This window comes from Ureibacillus aquaedulcis (assembly GCF_030418165.1).
Taxonomy (GTDB): Bacteria; Bacillota; Bacilli; order Bacillales_A; family Planococcaceae; genus Ureibacillus; species Ureibacillus aquaedulcis.
In genome coordinates this window covers 17,045-32,032 of sequence record NZ_JAUHTQ010000002.1, presented here as the reverse complement: position 1 = coordinate 32,032, position 14,988 = coordinate 17,045, and the positions used below count along the sequence as shown (strand labels likewise).

Annotated in this window: 17 protein-coding genes; 4 read left to right on the top strand and 13 right to left on the bottom strand. The window is 37.8% G+C overall.

The window, feature by feature from the left end; translation table 11 throughout:
* Positions 1–53: 53 nt before the first annotated feature.
* The 5 genes from QYB95_RS02810 to ilvD all read right to left on the bottom strand — a co-directional run bounded on the left by QYB95_RS02810 (position 54) and on the right by ilvD (position 7,115).
* Positions 54–1,598 carry a 2-isopropylmalate synthase gene (locus QYB95_RS02810; RefSeq protein WP_301136577.1) on the bottom strand — a complete coding sequence of 515 codons (1,545 nt, stop codon included), beginning with the start codon at positions 1,596–1,598 and terminating at the stop codon, positions 54–56.
* A complete protein-coding gene (gene ilvC / locus QYB95_RS02805) occupies positions 1,598–2,611 on the bottom strand; it encodes a ketol-acid reductoisomerase (protein ID WP_301136576.1) in 1,014 nt (337 codons plus the stop codon). Before ilvC ends, QYB95_RS02810 begins: the two co-directional genes overlap by 1 nt.
* Positions 2,612–2,713: 102 nt before the next feature.
* Positions 2,714–3,229, bottom strand: a complete 516-nt coding sequence (gene ilvN / locus QYB95_RS02800; RefSeq protein ID WP_301136575.1) for an acetolactate synthase small subunit — start codon at positions 3,227–3,229, stop codon at positions 2,714–2,716.
* A complete protein-coding gene (ilvB, locus tag QYB95_RS02795; protein WP_301136574.1) occupies positions 3,226–4,998 on the bottom strand; it encodes a biosynthetic-type acetolactate synthase large subunit in 1,773 nt (590 codons plus the stop codon). Before ilvB ends, ilvN begins: the two co-directional genes overlap by 4 nt.
* A 446-nt stretch (positions 4,999–5,444) precedes the next feature.
* Positions 5,445–7,115 carry a dihydroxy-acid dehydratase gene (gene ilvD / locus QYB95_RS02790; RefSeq protein ID WP_301136573.1) on the bottom strand — a complete coding sequence of 557 codons (1,671 nt, stop codon included), beginning with the start codon at positions 7,113–7,115 and terminating at the stop codon, positions 5,445–5,447.
* Positions 7,116–7,954: 839 nt separating this feature from the next.
* On the opposite strand from ilvD, the gene QYB95_RS02785 reads away from it, so the two are divergent.
* Positions 7,955–8,212, top strand: a complete 258-nt coding sequence (locus QYB95_RS02785) for a GlsB/YeaQ/YmgE family stress response membrane protein (RefSeq protein ID WP_301136572.1) — start codon at positions 7,955–7,957, stop codon at positions 8,210–8,212.
* A gap of 86 nt (positions 8,213–8,298) precedes the next feature.
* On the opposite strand, the gene QYB95_RS02780 is transcribed toward QYB95_RS02785, so the two are convergent.
* On the bottom strand, positions 8,299–8,985 hold the full coding sequence (locus tag QYB95_RS02780; protein WP_301136571.1) for a lytic transglycosylase domain-containing protein: 687 nt from the start codon (positions 8,983–8,985) through the stop codon (positions 8,299–8,301).
* A 137-nt stretch (positions 8,986–9,122) separates the two neighbouring features.
* Between QYB95_RS02780 and mscL the strand changes: the two genes are divergently transcribed.
* Both mscL and QYB95_RS02770 read left to right on the top strand, forming a co-directional pair.
* A complete protein-coding gene (gene mscL / locus QYB95_RS02775; RefSeq protein ID WP_301136570.1) occupies positions 9,123–9,518 on the top strand; it encodes a large conductance mechanosensitive channel protein MscL in 396 nt (131 codons plus the stop codon).
* Positions 9,519–9,700: 182 nt separating this feature from the next.
* Positions 9,701–10,807: a methionine biosynthesis PLP-dependent protein gene (locus tag QYB95_RS02770; protein WP_301136569.1), complete on the top strand. Its 1,107-nt coding sequence runs from the start codon at positions 9,701–9,703 to the stop codon at positions 10,805–10,807.
* A gap of 64 nt (positions 10,808–10,871) precedes the next feature.
* Here the strand turns inward: QYB95_RS02770 and QYB95_RS02765 are convergent, their stop codons facing one another.
* The 4 genes from QYB95_RS02765 to QYB95_RS02750 form a co-directional block, all read right to left on the bottom strand.
* Complete coding sequence (locus QYB95_RS02765) at positions 10,872–11,474, bottom strand: SCO family protein (protein ID WP_425609173.1); 603 nt, start codon at positions 11,472–11,474, stop codon at positions 10,872–10,874.
* Positions 11,475–11,601: 127 nt separating this feature from the next.
* Entirely contained in the window at positions 11,602–11,730 is a 129-nt protein-coding gene (locus QYB95_RS02760) for a YvrJ family protein (RefSeq protein WP_301137042.1), read from the bottom strand.
* Between the two features lie 82 nt (positions 11,731–11,812).
* Positions 11,813–12,040 carry a DUF2922 domain-containing protein gene (locus QYB95_RS02755; protein WP_301136567.1) on the bottom strand — a complete coding sequence of 76 codons (228 nt, stop codon included), beginning with the start codon at positions 12,038–12,040 and terminating at the stop codon, positions 11,813–11,815.
* Between the two features lie 30 nt (positions 12,041–12,070).
* Positions 12,071–12,289 carry a DUF1659 domain-containing protein gene (locus QYB95_RS02750; RefSeq protein WP_301136566.1) on the bottom strand — a complete coding sequence of 73 codons (219 nt, stop codon included), beginning with the start codon at positions 12,287–12,289 and terminating at the stop codon, positions 12,071–12,073.
* Positions 12,290–12,410: 121 nt separating this feature from the next.
* Between QYB95_RS02750 and QYB95_RS02745 the strand changes: the two genes are divergently transcribed.
* A complete protein-coding gene (locus tag QYB95_RS02745; RefSeq protein ID WP_301136565.1) occupies positions 12,411–12,845 on the top strand; it encodes a DUF2621 domain-containing protein in 435 nt (144 codons plus the stop codon).
* Between the two features lie 56 nt (positions 12,846–12,901).
* Here QYB95_RS02745 and QYB95_RS02740 read toward each other — a convergent pair whose 3' ends face one another.
* The 3 genes from QYB95_RS02740 to QYB95_RS02730 form a co-directional block, all read right to left on the bottom strand.
* The gene (locus QYB95_RS02740; protein WP_301136564.1) at positions 12,902–13,393 is read right to left on the bottom strand and encodes a CcdC family protein; all 492 of its coding nucleotides are present in this window, start codon (positions 13,391–13,393) and stop codon (positions 12,902–12,904) included.
* Positions 13,394–13,761: 368 nt separating this feature from the next.
* Complete coding sequence (locus tag QYB95_RS02735) at positions 13,762–14,130, bottom strand: response regulator (protein WP_301136563.1); 369 nt, start codon at positions 14,128–14,130, stop codon at positions 13,762–13,764.
* Between the two features lie 71 nt (positions 14,131–14,201).
* Entirely contained in the window at positions 14,202–14,912 is a 711-nt protein-coding gene (locus tag QYB95_RS02730; protein WP_301136562.1) for a cytochrome c biogenesis CcdA family protein, read from the bottom strand.
* Positions 14,913–14,988: the final 76 nt, after the last annotated feature.

The window sequence follows — 14,988 nt, the reverse complement described above, 5'->3', positions numbered from 1 at the left end:
CAATTTAATAACCAGCACATCTCTATTGCCATGTCAATCCAAACTGAACAATTCTAAACCTCGGCTGTTTGTTTCAAACGAACGCTTTCTTGAATGATATGGCGATTAATTGCATTTAAGTAAGCTTTCGCAGTTGCTTCAAGAACATCCTGGGAAGCATCTCGGCCAGTTGAGGTAAAGCCGTTGTATCGTAAATTTACGATTGCCTCTCCTAATGCATCCCGACCTTTACTTACCGATTTCACTCGGAAATCCAGGATATTCACTGTTCCATTCACTAATTGCTCTAGAGTATTGAAGATCGCTTCAACAGAACCCGAACCGGTAGCAGCTAATGTTTTAAGCTCTCCTTCCGGCGTTAAAACAGATGCTGTAGCAGTTGGAATATTTTCTGTTCCATAAGAAACTTGAACTGACTTCAATTCAAATAACTGTACATCTTCGATTGAAACTTGTTGTTCAGTCAAAAGTGTCATTAAATCTTCTTCTGTAATTTCTTTCTTGCGGTCAGCTAGCTTTTTGAACTCTTGGAATGCTTTATTAAGTTTTTCTTCGGATAAATCAAAGCCCATTTTTTCTGCACGATCTCGGAATGCCGCACGACCGGAGTGTTTACCTAAAACTAAAGGAACTTCTCCTTCGCCAACTAATTCAGGTGAGATAATCTCATATGTTTCTTTGTGTTTTAACACACCATCTTGATGAATACCCGATTCATGTGCAAAGGCATTTTTCCCTACTACCGCTTTATTAGGCTGGATGATAACGCCCGTTAAACGACTAACTAGTTGGGAAGTCCGTTTAATTTCTTTCAGGTTCAATCCAGTTTCTATTTGATAAAGGTCTTTTCGGATATGCATGGCAACACCGATTTCTTCCAAGGATGCATTACCTGCACGCTCCCCGATTCCATTGATCGTACACTCCACTTGGTCAGCGCCATTTTGAATCGCTGCAATTGAGTTTGCTACTGCCATTCCAAGGTCATCATGGCAATGTGCCGAGAATTTCACTTTTTCAGCTCCACGCACATTTTCACGCAAGAATTTAAACAATTCACCATATTCTTGCGGTGAAGCATAACCAACTGTATCAGGTACATTAATTGTCGTCGCACCAGCATCAATTACTTTTTCCATGATGCGAACCAAGAAATCACGATCTGACCGGAAACCATCTTCAGCCGACCATTGCACTAATGGAAAGAACTTCTTCGCATATTTCACTGCTTCAACCGCTTGTTCGACTACTTGGTCCGGTGATTTTTTTAATTTGTATTCCATATGAATGGGACTTGTAGCCAAGAATACATGAATATGTGGTTGCTCAGCATCTTTGATTGCTTCCCAAGTTGCATCAATATCATTTTTCACACAGCGGGCAAGACCTGTAACAATCGAATTCTTTACCGTTTTAGCAATTCTGTTGACTGCCTCAAAATCGCCGGGGCTTGAAGCAGGAAAACCTGCTTCAATAATACTGACACCTAGACGTTCCAGTTGCTTGGCGATTTCGATCTTCTCTGCAGTATTTAAGTTAATGCCTGCCGACTGTTCTCCATCACGTAGCGTTGTATCAAAAATATCAATCTTGCGCACTACTTAATCACCACTTTTTTCTTGCCTTCATTAATGAATGGCATCATTTCACGTAATTTAGATCCCACTTGTTCGATTTGGTGTTCTGCTCCTGCATTTTTGTATGCAGTGTAACGAGGACGACCTGTTTCGTTTTCTTTAATCCAATCTTTGGCAAATGTACCGTCCTGGATGTCAGTTAATACTTCTTTCATGCGCGCCTTAACTGATGAATCAATGATACGAGGACCTGTTACATAATCTCCCCATTCAGCCGTATCGGAAACTGAGTAGCGCATTGTTTCCATACCACCCTCATAGATAAGGTCAACGATTAATTTTAATTCATGCAATGTTTCGAAGTATGCCAATTCCGGTTGGTAACCAGCTTCTACCAGCGTTTCAAATCCGGCTTTGATTAGTTCTGTAGTACCACCACAAAGTACTGCTTGCTCACCGAAAAGATCTGTTTCCGTTTCTTCTTTGAATGTCGTTTCCAACATTCCCGCACGTGCTGAACCGATTCCCTTACCGTAAGCTAATGCTAGATCGCGAGCTTCACCAGTAGCGTTTTGGTAGATTGCGAATAAAGCAGGAACTCCAGCTCCTTGAACATAAGTACGGCGCACTAAGTGCCCAGGACCTTTTGGAGCTACCAAGAATACGTCCACATCTGCCGGAGGTACAATTTGACCGAAGTTAATGTTGAAACCATGTGCGAACATTAAAGCTTTGCCTGGTTCAAGGTTTGGAGCAATTTCTTCCTCATAAACTTGTTTTTGTCTTTCATCCGGAAGCAAGATTTGGATGATATCAGCTTCGGCAGCAGCCTCAGCAACAGTTTTCACTTCTAATCCATCTTCTTTTGCTTGATCAAATGATTTACCAGGACGCACCCCAACTACTACGTTAAAACCAGAATCCTTTAAATTTTGTGCGTGTGCGTGACCTTGTGAACCGTAACCGATGATTGCAATTTTCTTTTCTTTTAATGGAGCCTCATTAATTTCGTTTTGATAGTACATTTTTGTCATTTTCATTTCCTCCTAAAATTGGGTTCTATTTTTTTAAATGCTAGACAACACGCATGAAAAACGCGCCATCGATATATATACTAACTATCAAGTAAGGTACACTTACTTAAGAATAGAAAGTTGCGGTGTTTCAACTGGCTGAGTTTCCCGAACAGATGCCGTAACACCTGTTCGCGTTAACTCCTTAATGCCATAAGGGCGAATCAATTCAATAAATGCATCAATTTTATCAGGATCTCCGACTACTTGATACGTAACAAAGTTTTTGGATGTATCAATTATCTGCGGTCTAAATGGATCCACGATAGAGTTCATTTCATGTCTAAGATTAGCCGGAGATACCACTTTAATTAGGGCCAGTTCTCTTAGGACAATTGATTTTTCCGTTATATCATTTACCTTCAGGACATCAATCTGTTTAGACAATTGCTTTATTAATTGTTCGAGTTTTGTTTCATCCGCTACGTGGACAACAAATGTCATTTTCGAAATATTCAATTGTTCCGTATGACCCACAGTGATTGATTCAATGTTGAATTGACGCTTCATCAGAAGACCTGTCACGCGATTTAGTACCCCACTTTGGTTTAAAACCGTAACTGTTATTACTCGTTTCAAAATTTCTTCACCCCTACAATATCATCCAGAGATTTTCCGGCTGGAACCATTGGATAAACGTTTTCTAATTGTTTTACTCTTGCATCGATTACTACAGGTTCATCGGAATTTAATGCTTCCTCTAATATCGATTGAGCCTCATCCATCGTGTTGATACGGTAGCCCTTTACACCATAGGCTTCCGCTAGTTTTACGAAATCCGGTTGAACTGGCATTAAACTTTGTGAATAGCGGCCGTCGTAGAACAATTCTTGCCATTGGCGCACCATACCAAGTGCACCGTTATTAACGATGACTACTTTTACGGGTAGATTATATTCATTAAGCAGTGCAAGCTCTTGCAGTGTCATTTGGAAGCCGGCATCTCCACAAAATGTAATGACTTTTTTGTCCGGCTTTGCAAATTGGGCACCGATTGCGGCTGGGAATCCGAAGCCCATCGTCCCAAGGCCGCCGGATGTAACCCATTGATGATCGTGATTCAATTTATAGTATTGAGCTGCCCACATTTGATGCTGTCCTACATCAGTTGTTACCACTGCATCTCCATTTGTGATGGAGTGAACCATCTCGATAATTTGCTGCGGCAAAATTTCTTTTTCATCTTCCACATACCAATAAGGAGTATCGTCTTGTTTGTCGTTTAGGTATGTCAACCACTCTTTTGTATCCGGTCCTTGAAAGTCCTTTTGCAATAAGGCTTTTAATGCTTCCTTTGCATCTGCCACTATTGGAATATCCGTAGGTATATTTTTGCCGATTTCTGCAGGATCGATATCGATATGAATGATTGCTGCGTTCGGAGCAAATAGTTTTGTATCCCCTGTCAGGCGATCATCGAATCTGGCACCGATATTAATAAGCAAATCCGCCTTTTGAATTGCATCGTTCGCTACTGCTGCACCATGCATTCCGGCCATCCCAAAGTTTAATTCGTGCTGTCCATGAATACTTCCTAAACCAAGTAAAGTATTGATAACAGGCAATTTGTATTTTTGGGCAAATTCAGTTAATTCTTCGCGTGCATCTGCAAAAAGGACACCTGCACCAGCTAAAATCAAAGGTTGTTTCGATTCGCCAATTGCTTGAATTGCTTTTTGAATCTGCAAGAAATTAGGCTTTGTATTCGGCTGATACCCCGGCAGATATAATTCTTCTTCTCTACTAGCCTCGGCCAATGCTTCATCGAATACAGAAGCGGATATATTTTTAGGGAAGTCAATTAACACGGGACCTTTTCGGCCGCTATTTGCAATATGGAATGCTTCTTTGACGATTCGCGGAATGTCATTTACATCCTGTACTTGATAATTATGCTTTGTAATCGGTGTCGTTATTCCCATGATATCCGCTTCTTGGAATGCATCCGAACCAATTACATTCGTAGCTACTTGCCCTGTAAACACAACTAAAGGAATTGAATCGATCATCGCATCTGCAATTCCCGTTACTAAGTTTGTAGCACCAGGTCCACTTGTTGCAATTACTACTCCCGGTTTGTTTAAAACACGTGCATAGCCTTCTGCTGCGTGGATTGCCCCTTGTTCATGCCGAGTTAAAATGTGTCGAATCGGGTTTCTGTATAGCGCGTCATATACATGTAATACCGCGCCACCAGGATACCCAAAGACAATATCAACATTTTGATCATGTAATGCTTGAATTAAAATATCCGCACCATTTCTTGGTTTATTGTTTACTTCCGTTTGCAATTGACTTGTTGTGATTGTATCTGTTTTTTCATTAGTTGTGGATACGTTAGCAGCCATTTGTTAACTCCTCCCTTAATTTTGAAAAATAAAAAAAGCCTTTTTCTCCAACGCAAAGAAAACCTTTACGTAGGGATGAAAAAAGACTTTCATGGTACCACCCTTGTTCATAGCTAAAAAGCTACCTCGTGAATAGCGGGACTACCTATCTCCATCAAACTTTCCAAATAATATGAAAATTCAATGTGCAACTAGACTAGGTACACTATCCATTAATAACGAGCATTTCGAAATATGCCCGGAGCTATCTAATTGCCTGCGCGTTTAATAGCTCACTCCGAGGGGATGTCGGATATAGTTGTATCATCGGCTTCCAGCAATACCGACTCTCTGGTAGATACAAGACTCTATAACCTTTTACCTCATCATCGAATTCAATCTATTCACTTACAACAGTATTCGTTTCACTTTACTCAATTATACCATTAAAACTTTAACCTGGTGAATTATATTTTCATAATTCCGCCTTTAGACGCATTTGTTACAAGTTTTGAATACCTTGCCAACCAACCTTTTTGGATTTTCGGTTCAAATGGTTTCAAGTTTAATCGACGTTCAGCCAATATTTCTTCTGATACATCCAGATTTATCGTTCTATTTGGCAAGTCAATGATGATTTTATCACCATTCTCGATTAATGCAATCGGACCGCCTTCTGCCGCTTCAGGCGATATATGGCCAATTGAAATACCACGTGATGCCCCACTAAAACGGCCATCCGTAATTAAAGCTACCTTCGTTCCTAAACCGCGCCCCATAATTGCTGATGTTGGAGCAAGCATTTCAGGCATTCCCGGACCGCCTTTTGGACCTTCATATCGGATAACGACAACATGCCCTTCTTTTACGATACCATTGTCGATTGCCTCTTGTGCTTCATCTTGTGAATCAAATACAATCGCGTCGCCAACAAAAGTTTGAATGGATGGGTCAACAGCACCTACCTTGATAACAGATCCTTCAGGCGCTAGATTGCCAAATAATACGGATAGACCACCAACTGGACTATAAGGATTATCATGTGTACGAATTACCTGGTCGTTAGTTATCTTGTGATCTTTTACAAGTTCACGCATCGTTTGGCCGGCAACTGTAATTCGATCAGGATGAATAGCACCCGGAATCTTTGTTAACTCATTGATGATAGAGCTCACACCACCAGCTTTATTAATATCGTCCATTGAGATATCGGATGCTGGCATAATTTTTGCCAAGTATGGTACACGGGCAGCTACTTTGTTGATGTCCTCTAAGTTATATTCAATTTCTGCTTCGTTAGCAATCGCTAATGTATGTAGAACAGTATTTGTGGAACCACCCATTGCCATATCTAAAGCGAATGCATCGTCAATTGCTTCTTTAGTAATTATATCCCGTGGTTTAATATCTTCTTTTACCATACGGACTAATTGTTTTGCCGCTTCTCGAATCAATTCATATCTTTGCTCACTTGTTGCAACAATAGTACCGTTACCAGGAAGTGCTACACCAAGCATCTCCATTAGGCAGTTCATGGAGTTGGCTGTAAACATACCCGAGCAGGAACCGCATGTCGGACAAGCATTATTCTCAATATCCAATAATTCTTCTGCTGACATATTACCGGATTTATGAGCTCCAACACCTTCAAATACAGATGTTAATGATAATTGTTTACCTGATGCAGAAACACCTGCTTCCATCGGTCCACCTGATACGAAAATGGACGGTACGTTTGTACGTACAGCAGCCATTAACATTCCCGGTGTAATTTTGTCGCAATTCGGAATGTAGAACACTCCATCAAACCAGTGTGCGTTAATAACCGTTTCAGCCGAGTCTGCAATTAACTCGCGGCTAGGCAGTGAATAACGCATTCCAATATGGCCCATCGCTATTCCATCATCTACACCGATTGTGTTAAATTCGAATGGAATTCCACCGGCTTCAATAATCGCTTCTTTTACAACATCAGCAAAACCGCGTAAATGTACGTGCCCTGGAATGATATCGATATACGAATTACAAACACCGATAAATGGCTTACCTAGATCTTTTGCTTTTACTTTCCCTGTAGCATATAAAAGACTACGGTGAGGAGCACGATCAACCCCTACTTTAATCATGTCACTTCTCATTTTGAAACGCCCCTCATGAATATCTATTACTTTATCAAGAGATAGATAGTATTAAAAATGTAATCCATCAGTTACTTACTGTAACATCATTTTGTTCGTTTTCTAATTAACGAACTTCTTAAATTGTTGCTATCATAGTACAAAAAAGCATGCAGAGTCAATATGATTTTTGTAATTATTTATAAAATTCTAAAAATTCATAAATAATGAAATCGTTTACATACTTGCTATTGTATATTTTCTTCTGTTTTAATTAGTTTTTTCAAAAATTTAATAAAATTTTTTATTTTTCAAACCTGCATAAAAAATAGATAATTACACCAAGTTGTTTCTAAACCTCTTTATAAAGAGAAGTACCATAAAAATGTTAGCTTATATTGCTGAAATTTTAATTAAACATAATAAAAGCCCAGCTAAATAGCTGGGCAAAATAAATATAGATTAATTTATATAGAGCAAATCTAATGAGAGGTTTAACAATATGACGGCGTGAAGAAAGGCAATTACTAACCCTTGGCGATTTAATTTTTTCATTACTTTCATATTCATATAAAACACCTCATTATAAATTATATTTTGTACTGCTTGAAGAAATTATACTCCTCAATTTATAAAAAATCAAAATATTTTGAATAAATTGTGAACTTATTTTTTCCTTAATATTAATAATACCTCGGCAATAAAATTTTCTTTATGCATTTGTTCACTAAAAAATGTACATATTACTTATTGAAAAGCTGTATTAACTAGTAGGTGGATTCAAATAAGTTTAGAATATCTTTTTTTAGGTTATAAGTTAGTACACGCTTTTATCAAATAAAAAAGGAGTTGACAATCATATGATGAGTTTCATTTGGTTTTTAATTATCGGCGGAGTACTAGGTTGGTTAGCGGGAGTTATTATCGGTAGAGATGTTCCTGGAGGTATTATCGGAAATATTATTGCAGGTATTATTGGATCTTGGATTGGTAGTGCAATCTTGGGTGACTGGGGTTGGCAAGTATCTGATTTCTATGTATTCCCTGCCCTGATTGGTGCAATTGTTCTTATCTTTATCGTAAGCTTAATTATGCGATCAATGCGCAAAGCAACATAATAAGATATAATTTAAAGAAAGAACTCAACTGCGGTTGAGTTCTTTTTTTCGGTTCTTCTTGAAGATGCAGTATAAACAAATCCCTGCTATTTAACAGATTGTAGCAAATCTTCACTTTGTTGTTCATATTGATGATAGTAATATAAAATATCATCCACATATTCTTCACTATGATTGTAATTGAATATAGCTTTTTTAAGTTCTCCGTCCGACGCACCTGAACGCGATAGATAATTTGCAGCACTGAAAATGGCATCTTCAATATCAAATGGATCCGCAACGCCATCTCCATTTGCATCTACACCATATCCACCATATTTTTTAATGACTTCAGGATTTGTTTTTTCTGCTTCAGGTATATCGCCTTCTCCTAGATCCGAACATGTTGGATGACTCCAACCCACAAAAGTACATGGCATAAATTGCATATGCCCTTCTGCCCCAACTGGAGAGACAAGGGACTTCATAGTAGAAAAGCGAGTTTCCACACGATGGTGTGCTGCTAGCAGCGTCCAAGGAATATGGTAAGCTTTTGCTGCCGATATATAAACCGGGATATATTCTTCCGGTATTTGAAGATCAAATTCTCCCTGAATGTCCTCTGTCTCACCTTGAGATAAGTTTTGGATAATTGGTAGATTCCTTAGGTTTTCCCAAGTAAAGAAGACGAGGGAATAAACCGTAATTGAAATGGGGATTAATAAAATGATAAGGAATAATTTTACACCTGGACTTAAAATAGGTGTTTTTTTCTTCTTTTTTTTGCTTTTCATCTTTTACACATCCACAAGTACCTTCATTCCATTCTATTTTACATAAGATTTACTTCAGCAATATGCGTAGATTATTAGATTCTTTGAAAGGTTCATTCTATACTAAGTAAATAATAAAGAGCAAGGAGATGCAATAAATGTGGAAAGAATTCAAAGAATTTGCAATGAAGGGAAATATACTTGATTTGGCCATCGGGGTTGTGATTGGAGGTGCATTCGGTAAAATTGTCACTTCTTTAGTAGAAAACATCATTATGCCCATTGTCGGAATGCTAACAGGCGGAATTGATTTAACAGAAAGTTTTATGTTTGGTTCCGGGGAAGCTCAAGTGAAACTAGGTGAATTTATTCAATCTATCATCGACTTTTTAATAATCGCCTTTTCAATCTTTATGGCGCTTCGGGTTCTTAGTAAAATAAATCACAAAAAGAAAGAGCAAGTCGCACAGGAACCAACAACACCAGAATTAGATCCGAAAGAGGAGCTATTAAAAGAAATCAGAGATCTACTAAAAAACAATAATCATATTTAAGATAATGTCAAAATGGTTCACCCCTTTTTATTAAAAACTATTGAAATTTGCGCTATAGCTAATTAATTGTGCGGTAATAGTATTGTTTTCAGTAATTTAACATGATAAATTGTATTAATAATCAATAAAATTGATCTATCATAATATTTGGTGAATGCATTCAAAAGGAAAGAGTGAGAAAAGTGACAAAACGTTCAATCGAAACGAAACTAGTTCAGTTAGGTAACTTAAGTGATGCTAAAACAGGAGCAGTCAATCCTCCAATTTACATGTCAACAGCATATAAACATGCTGGTATTGGACAATCCACTGGCTACGACTATACACGTACTAAAAATCCGACACGCGAAATTCTTGAAAAAGGGATTGCCGATTTAGAAAATGGCGATGCAGGTTATGCATGCAGCTCAGGAATGGCTGCTGTACAACTGATCTTGTCTCTTTTCAAACCCGGTGATGAAATTATCGTTCCGGATGATATTTATGGTGGTACATACCGATTATTAAAAACATTTGGTGAAACGTATAATATTAATCCGGTCTATTTTGCTTCCTTGGAAGAGATTGAAGGATTAATTAATGAAAATACGAAGGCAATTTTCTTGGAAACGCCTACGAACCCACTAATGATAGAATTTGATCTAGATATCTTTGCAAGCATATGCAAAAAACATAATTTGCTATTTATCGTAGACAATACATTCTATACACCATACTTCCAACGCCCAATCGAACATGGTGCTGACATCGTGTTGCATAGTGCAACAAAGTATATCGCAGGCCATAACGATGTGTTAGCCGGATTGGTTGTTGCAAAGGGCCAGGAGCTATGCGAAAAGTTGGCTTTTGCACACAATGGCATGGGATTAGTGCTGTCGCCAATGGATAGCTGGCTAGTTATTCGAGGGTTAAAAACGATGCATTTACGTTTGAAGCAACACGATTCAAATGGTAAACAAGTAGCAGCTTATTTAGAAACAGAACCACTGGTTACTGATGTACTTTACACTGGTAAAGGCGGCATGCTTTCTTTCCGTGTAAAAAGTGCCGAAATGGTAAATCCGTTTCTGCAAAAAATTCAATTAATTACATTTGCAGAGAGCCTTGGTGGTGTTGAAAGCTTTATCACTTACCCTGCTACACAAACACATGCGGACATTCCATATGAAGAACGGGTTGCACGGGGCGTAGATGATCGTTTACTCCGTTTTTCGGTAGGTGTTGAGGAAGCAGAAGACATTATTGCCGACCTTAAGCAAGTATTTGAACAGTTAAGAAGCGAATTTTAAATTTCCTTTCTCCAACCACTAAAAAGAGCCAGGCTTTTAAAAAGCCTGGCTCTTAAGCATTTAATTATTTTCCTAATCGTTCCTGAATCAGAGTTTCCATATCAATCGCAATTGTATCTACTGGTACATCTTCAGAACCGGGATAATTTTTCACTGCCACACCGTTCTCATCAACTAGGTAGAAGGTAGAGCCATGTATTACTTGATCGCCATCGCTCGGCATTTTCACTAATGATTTAAATGAATTTAATGCGAATTGTTCTATCCACTTTTGATCATAGCCGGTTACTAAATTCCATTTTGAATCATCTGAAACCGTGAAATTGCTTATATAATCAGATAGCACTTCAGGAGTATCGTTTGCTGGGTCTACAGAGAATCCCACGATGTTATAATCTTCGACTCCACGCTCTTTCAGGGCATCTTGAATTTCAGTCATATGGAATGTCATTGGCTGACAAATCGTATTACAATTTGTAAAAATGAACATCGCTAACCACGGCTTGCCTTTTAAGCTCTCAAGAGATACTTCTTCCCCTTTATGATTGGTTGCCGTAAAATCCTCAATTACATATTCTGTGTCTGCTTTAAATTTATAATTGCTGCATGCACTTAAGACAACAGAAAGTACAAGTATTCCGATAAGACCTGCTAATTTCCTATTCAACATTATTCAACTCCTCTTTCCCTCTCTCATCTTATCGAAATATCTGAAACCATACAACCAATCAAATTCGGACATATCGAACAAATTTGTGAATGAAACACATTTTGCTCACTTAAAGGCATTTATTTTAGTGGTGATTTATTGACACGAGTGCAGTGTGTATTGCTTCAAGTTTGGTTTCGATACGGTTTAACAAATAGAATGAAACCACTATAGGAAAACCAATTTCTTGAATAAAACGAACCCATTCCTCCATCAACGAATTTCCTCCTTTTTTTACATTTTAAAGAGAAAGCCGACAGAACCCTGTGGAGGATTTGTCGACTTACTTTTAATCGTTATATACTTTCAACGAATTCAATTTCTGATACAGTGCGCTCCACAATACGAGCTTGGTTAATGCCGATTAAACTACTTCCGGTGCTTTGAAAAATATCCGAAGTTATAATGGTTTGCATCACACCCTCAACTTCGGCTGGTGTTAAGTTTTCCTTTGGTTCATTTACAGTCAAAGTCAACGTTTTACCGTTTGAAGTATCAAACTTTAATTCTAGAACTTGTGTCAATTAGATTGCTCCTTTCATTTTTAGTGTTTTTTACGCATCAACAGTTTCCGTCAGGATCTTTTCCGCTAATAAAAAATTATGGCTTGTTAGACTTGAAATAGCTTGTACCACTGTCAGTATTTCTGAGGCTTCAACGTTATTGCGTACATTTCGGTACGTTTTTGAAGTGATAACTGATTTTCCTTGTTCATCCACACCTGTTACATAAGAGATTCTAATTGCTGCACTATCAAAATTAAAAGCTGCCATGTGTATCACCTCCTTTCACTTATATATATATCTATTTTCGTTAAAAAAAGAGACATTTAGAGTGAAAACTTTTTTGGTTCCTTTTATAATAAGAAATAGTGATAGTAAAGAGGTGAACGGATTGAACAACTTGGAAGGTTGGTTTTTGTGGTTTATCCTATTTTGGGTATTTGTCTTAATTACCTTGATGGGGATCGGCGGATTCTTTATGTTCCGCAAATTTCTGAAAGCATTGCCTAAAAAGGACGGAAAATCAGACTTGGACTGGCAGAATTATTACTTGGATAAAACAATTCATTTATGGGGCGAGGATGCAAAGGAATTGCTGAATGAATTAGTAAGCCCTGTACCTGACTTGTTTCGTCAAGTTGCAAAAGAGAAAATAGCGGGGAAAATTGGGGAGATCGCTTTAAAAGAAAAAGCTAAATCAATTACTCACGACCTCCTTATTAGGGGGTATATAATAGCAACACCTAAACGTGATCATAAATTCCTTAGAAAAAAACTGGATGAATTAAATATTGATGTTACCCCATACGAACATTTTTTCGAGTAACATTACTACATACTTAAAATAAAACGGGACCCTCTAAAGGAAGGTCCCGTTTTTCTTTATGATGCCAATAATGTTTTTTCGATTTTCTTGTATCTGGAGTACATGGCAAGTCTCCATGGCCACAGCATAGAAAATGCAAGTATCCAGAACATTCCTGCAAGTTCACCGACATCAAAAGAGTCTGAAAGGTAGACTTTCAAAAGAACACGAAGGATTAATAATCCAGCTAATATAAAGAAAAATGCCTTTGAACGTTTCATATAAATTTCGTCATTGCGCACTTCGAATTTGGATGTGGCGATCAATACGGTAGAAAAAATGACGCCCACTGCGACTGCTTCCAAAATTTGAATAGGCGTAACCCGAAATTCTTGAAAAATAAACATTAATCCGCCAGATGACATGGCAATTGGAGGAATTAATATTTTTTTTGCATTTACGGGTTTCTTTTGGGAACGTATGCGTACCATCATCACAAACAAACCCATTAAAAATGCCATCACTGTTGATAAAATAATAAAATATTGAGAAGGTATATTTGCTAACATAACTCTTCCCTCCTCTGTCAACTCTCTCTACTGGTATTATCTTTACCTTATCTTCCGTTTTATATCCTGCTGCAGACTTTAAAGTTAAATAACGTATTGATAATACCGTATATGAAAAAATTTTTCCACAAAAAGCATATTGGGAAATCACTTTTTGGTACATAAACAGTATACTGTAATCCCATACGGTGTGATTACCGTTACGCTAAAACTATACACTTCTCCATTTTCCGATCTTTTGCCAGAAAGGCATTCTCAGCACGGCATCGAAAGACATCAATTGTATGATGCTACTTAAAAAAACGTGCAGACAAGTTAGATGCCAACTTTGCCTACACACTGCCTGCTAAAAGATGGACCAAATAGATCTAATCAACATAGCCTAATATGTTATCTACTACTGTTTTTAACTGATTTTTTTCAAAAGGTTTGGTGATAAAGTCCTTTGCACCAGCTTCAATAGCTTCAACAATGATTCTTTGTTGTCCAAGAGCTGTCATCATAATAATATTAGCTTCCGGGTGTTCGGGCATGATTTCCTTTACCGCATCCAATCCGGACATCACGGGCATTGTAATATCCATTGTCACCAGATCAGGCCTAAATTGACTGTATAGCTCTACAGCCTCCCTGCCATTTGAAGCCTCACCTATGACTTCAAAGCCCCACTCCCTAAACATATTTCCGACTGCTACTCTCATAAAAAGTGCATCGTCAACTATTAATACTGTTGGCATTCTTCATTCCCCTTCTATAAGAATTCAATCTGCTTGTTCCTTGTATATAGTAATGGAAAGTTAACTTTAATCTAGAAGCCTGTAAAACCACCAAATATTGGAGATAGAATGCGAATAATATAATCCAATCCATTAAAGAATAGTAATATTCCGACAGCAATCATAACATATCCGCCGACTTTAACTATTTTTTGGCTATGCTTGCGAATCCATCCCAGCTTCGAGATAAAGAACGATAGCACAAAGAATGGAATAGCAAAACCAAGGTAATACGAAAGCATATACCAAATGCCAGATTCAGGATTTGTGCCTGCTAATGCAATAATGGACATTAGGATAGGTCCGGTACAAGGAGTCCATCCTGCTGCAAATGCAAAACCGATTAATAATGATCCCAAGTAGCCAGATGGTCTATTTTTAAACTGAAATTTACGATCTTTCATTAAAAAGTCGATTTGCAGTAATCCGACAATCATCAATCCAAATACGACAATCAAGATTGCCCCAATTTGTCTCATCAAATCTTGATATGTAATGAAGAAGTCTCTTGCTAGTGATGTACCGAATCCAATTGCAATAAAAATAATAGAAAAACCAATTAAAAAGAATAAAGTATGTAAAATTGCACGTTTTTGCAACATACCTTTTTCATTTTTCAATTCATCATAGCTCATACCTGTTATATAGGATAGAAAAGCAGGATAAAGCGGCAGCGTACATGGTGAAATAAAACTTAAAAAACCAGCACCGAACGCTAAAAAGAAATTTACATCTGTATTCATGGTGTTCTCTCCCTACAATTAATATCTCTATCGTACCAAAATTTCACTCATAATGCTTTGAAATGGTTTCGAAGAT

What these genes read in the sequence shown, in the direction of transcription:
- QYB95_RS02735 (WP_301136563.1), bottom strand. Translation starts at nt 14,130, where the DNA reads ATGCCAACAGTATTAATAGTTGACGATGCACTTTTTATGAGAGTAGCA.
- QYB95_RS02740 (WP_301136564.1), bottom strand. Translation starts at nt 13,393, where the DNA reads ATGTTAGCAAATATACCTTCTCAATATTTTATTATTTTATCAACAGTG.
- QYB95_RS02780 (WP_301136571.1), bottom strand. Translation starts at nt 8,985, where the DNA reads ATGAAAAGCAAAAAAAAGAAGAAAAAAACACCTATTTTAAGTCCAGGT.
- QYB95_RS02760 (WP_301137042.1), bottom strand. Translation starts at nt 11,730, where the DNA reads ATGGAGGAATGGGTTCGTTTTATTCAAGAAATTGGTTTTCCTATAGTG.
- QYB95_RS02730 (WP_301136562.1), bottom strand. Translation starts at nt 14,912, where the DNA reads ATGAATACAGATGTAAATTTCTTTTTAGCGTTCGGTGCTGGTTTTTTA.
- ilvC (WP_301136576.1), bottom strand. Translation starts at nt 2,611, where the DNA reads ATGACAAAAATGTACTATCAAAACGAAATTAATGAGGCTCCATTAAAA.
- QYB95_RS02785 (WP_301136572.1), top strand. Translation starts at nt 7,955, where the DNA reads ATGATGAGTTTCATTTGGTTTTTAATTATCGGCGGAGTACTAGGTTGG.
- QYB95_RS02750 (WP_301136566.1), bottom strand. Translation starts at nt 12,289, where the DNA reads ATGGCAGCTTTTAATTTTGATAGTGCAGCAATTAGAATCTCTTATGTA.
- mscL (WP_301136570.1), top strand. Translation starts at nt 9,123, where the DNA reads ATGTGGAAAGAATTCAAAGAATTTGCAATGAAGGGAAATATACTTGAT.
- ilvB (WP_301136574.1), bottom strand. Translation starts at nt 4,998, where the DNA reads ATGGCTGCTAACGTATCCACAACTAATGAAAAAACAGATACAATCACA.
- ilvD (WP_301136573.1), bottom strand. Translation starts at nt 7,115, where the DNA reads ATGAGAAGTGACATGATTAAAGTAGGGGTTGATCGTGCTCCTCACCGT.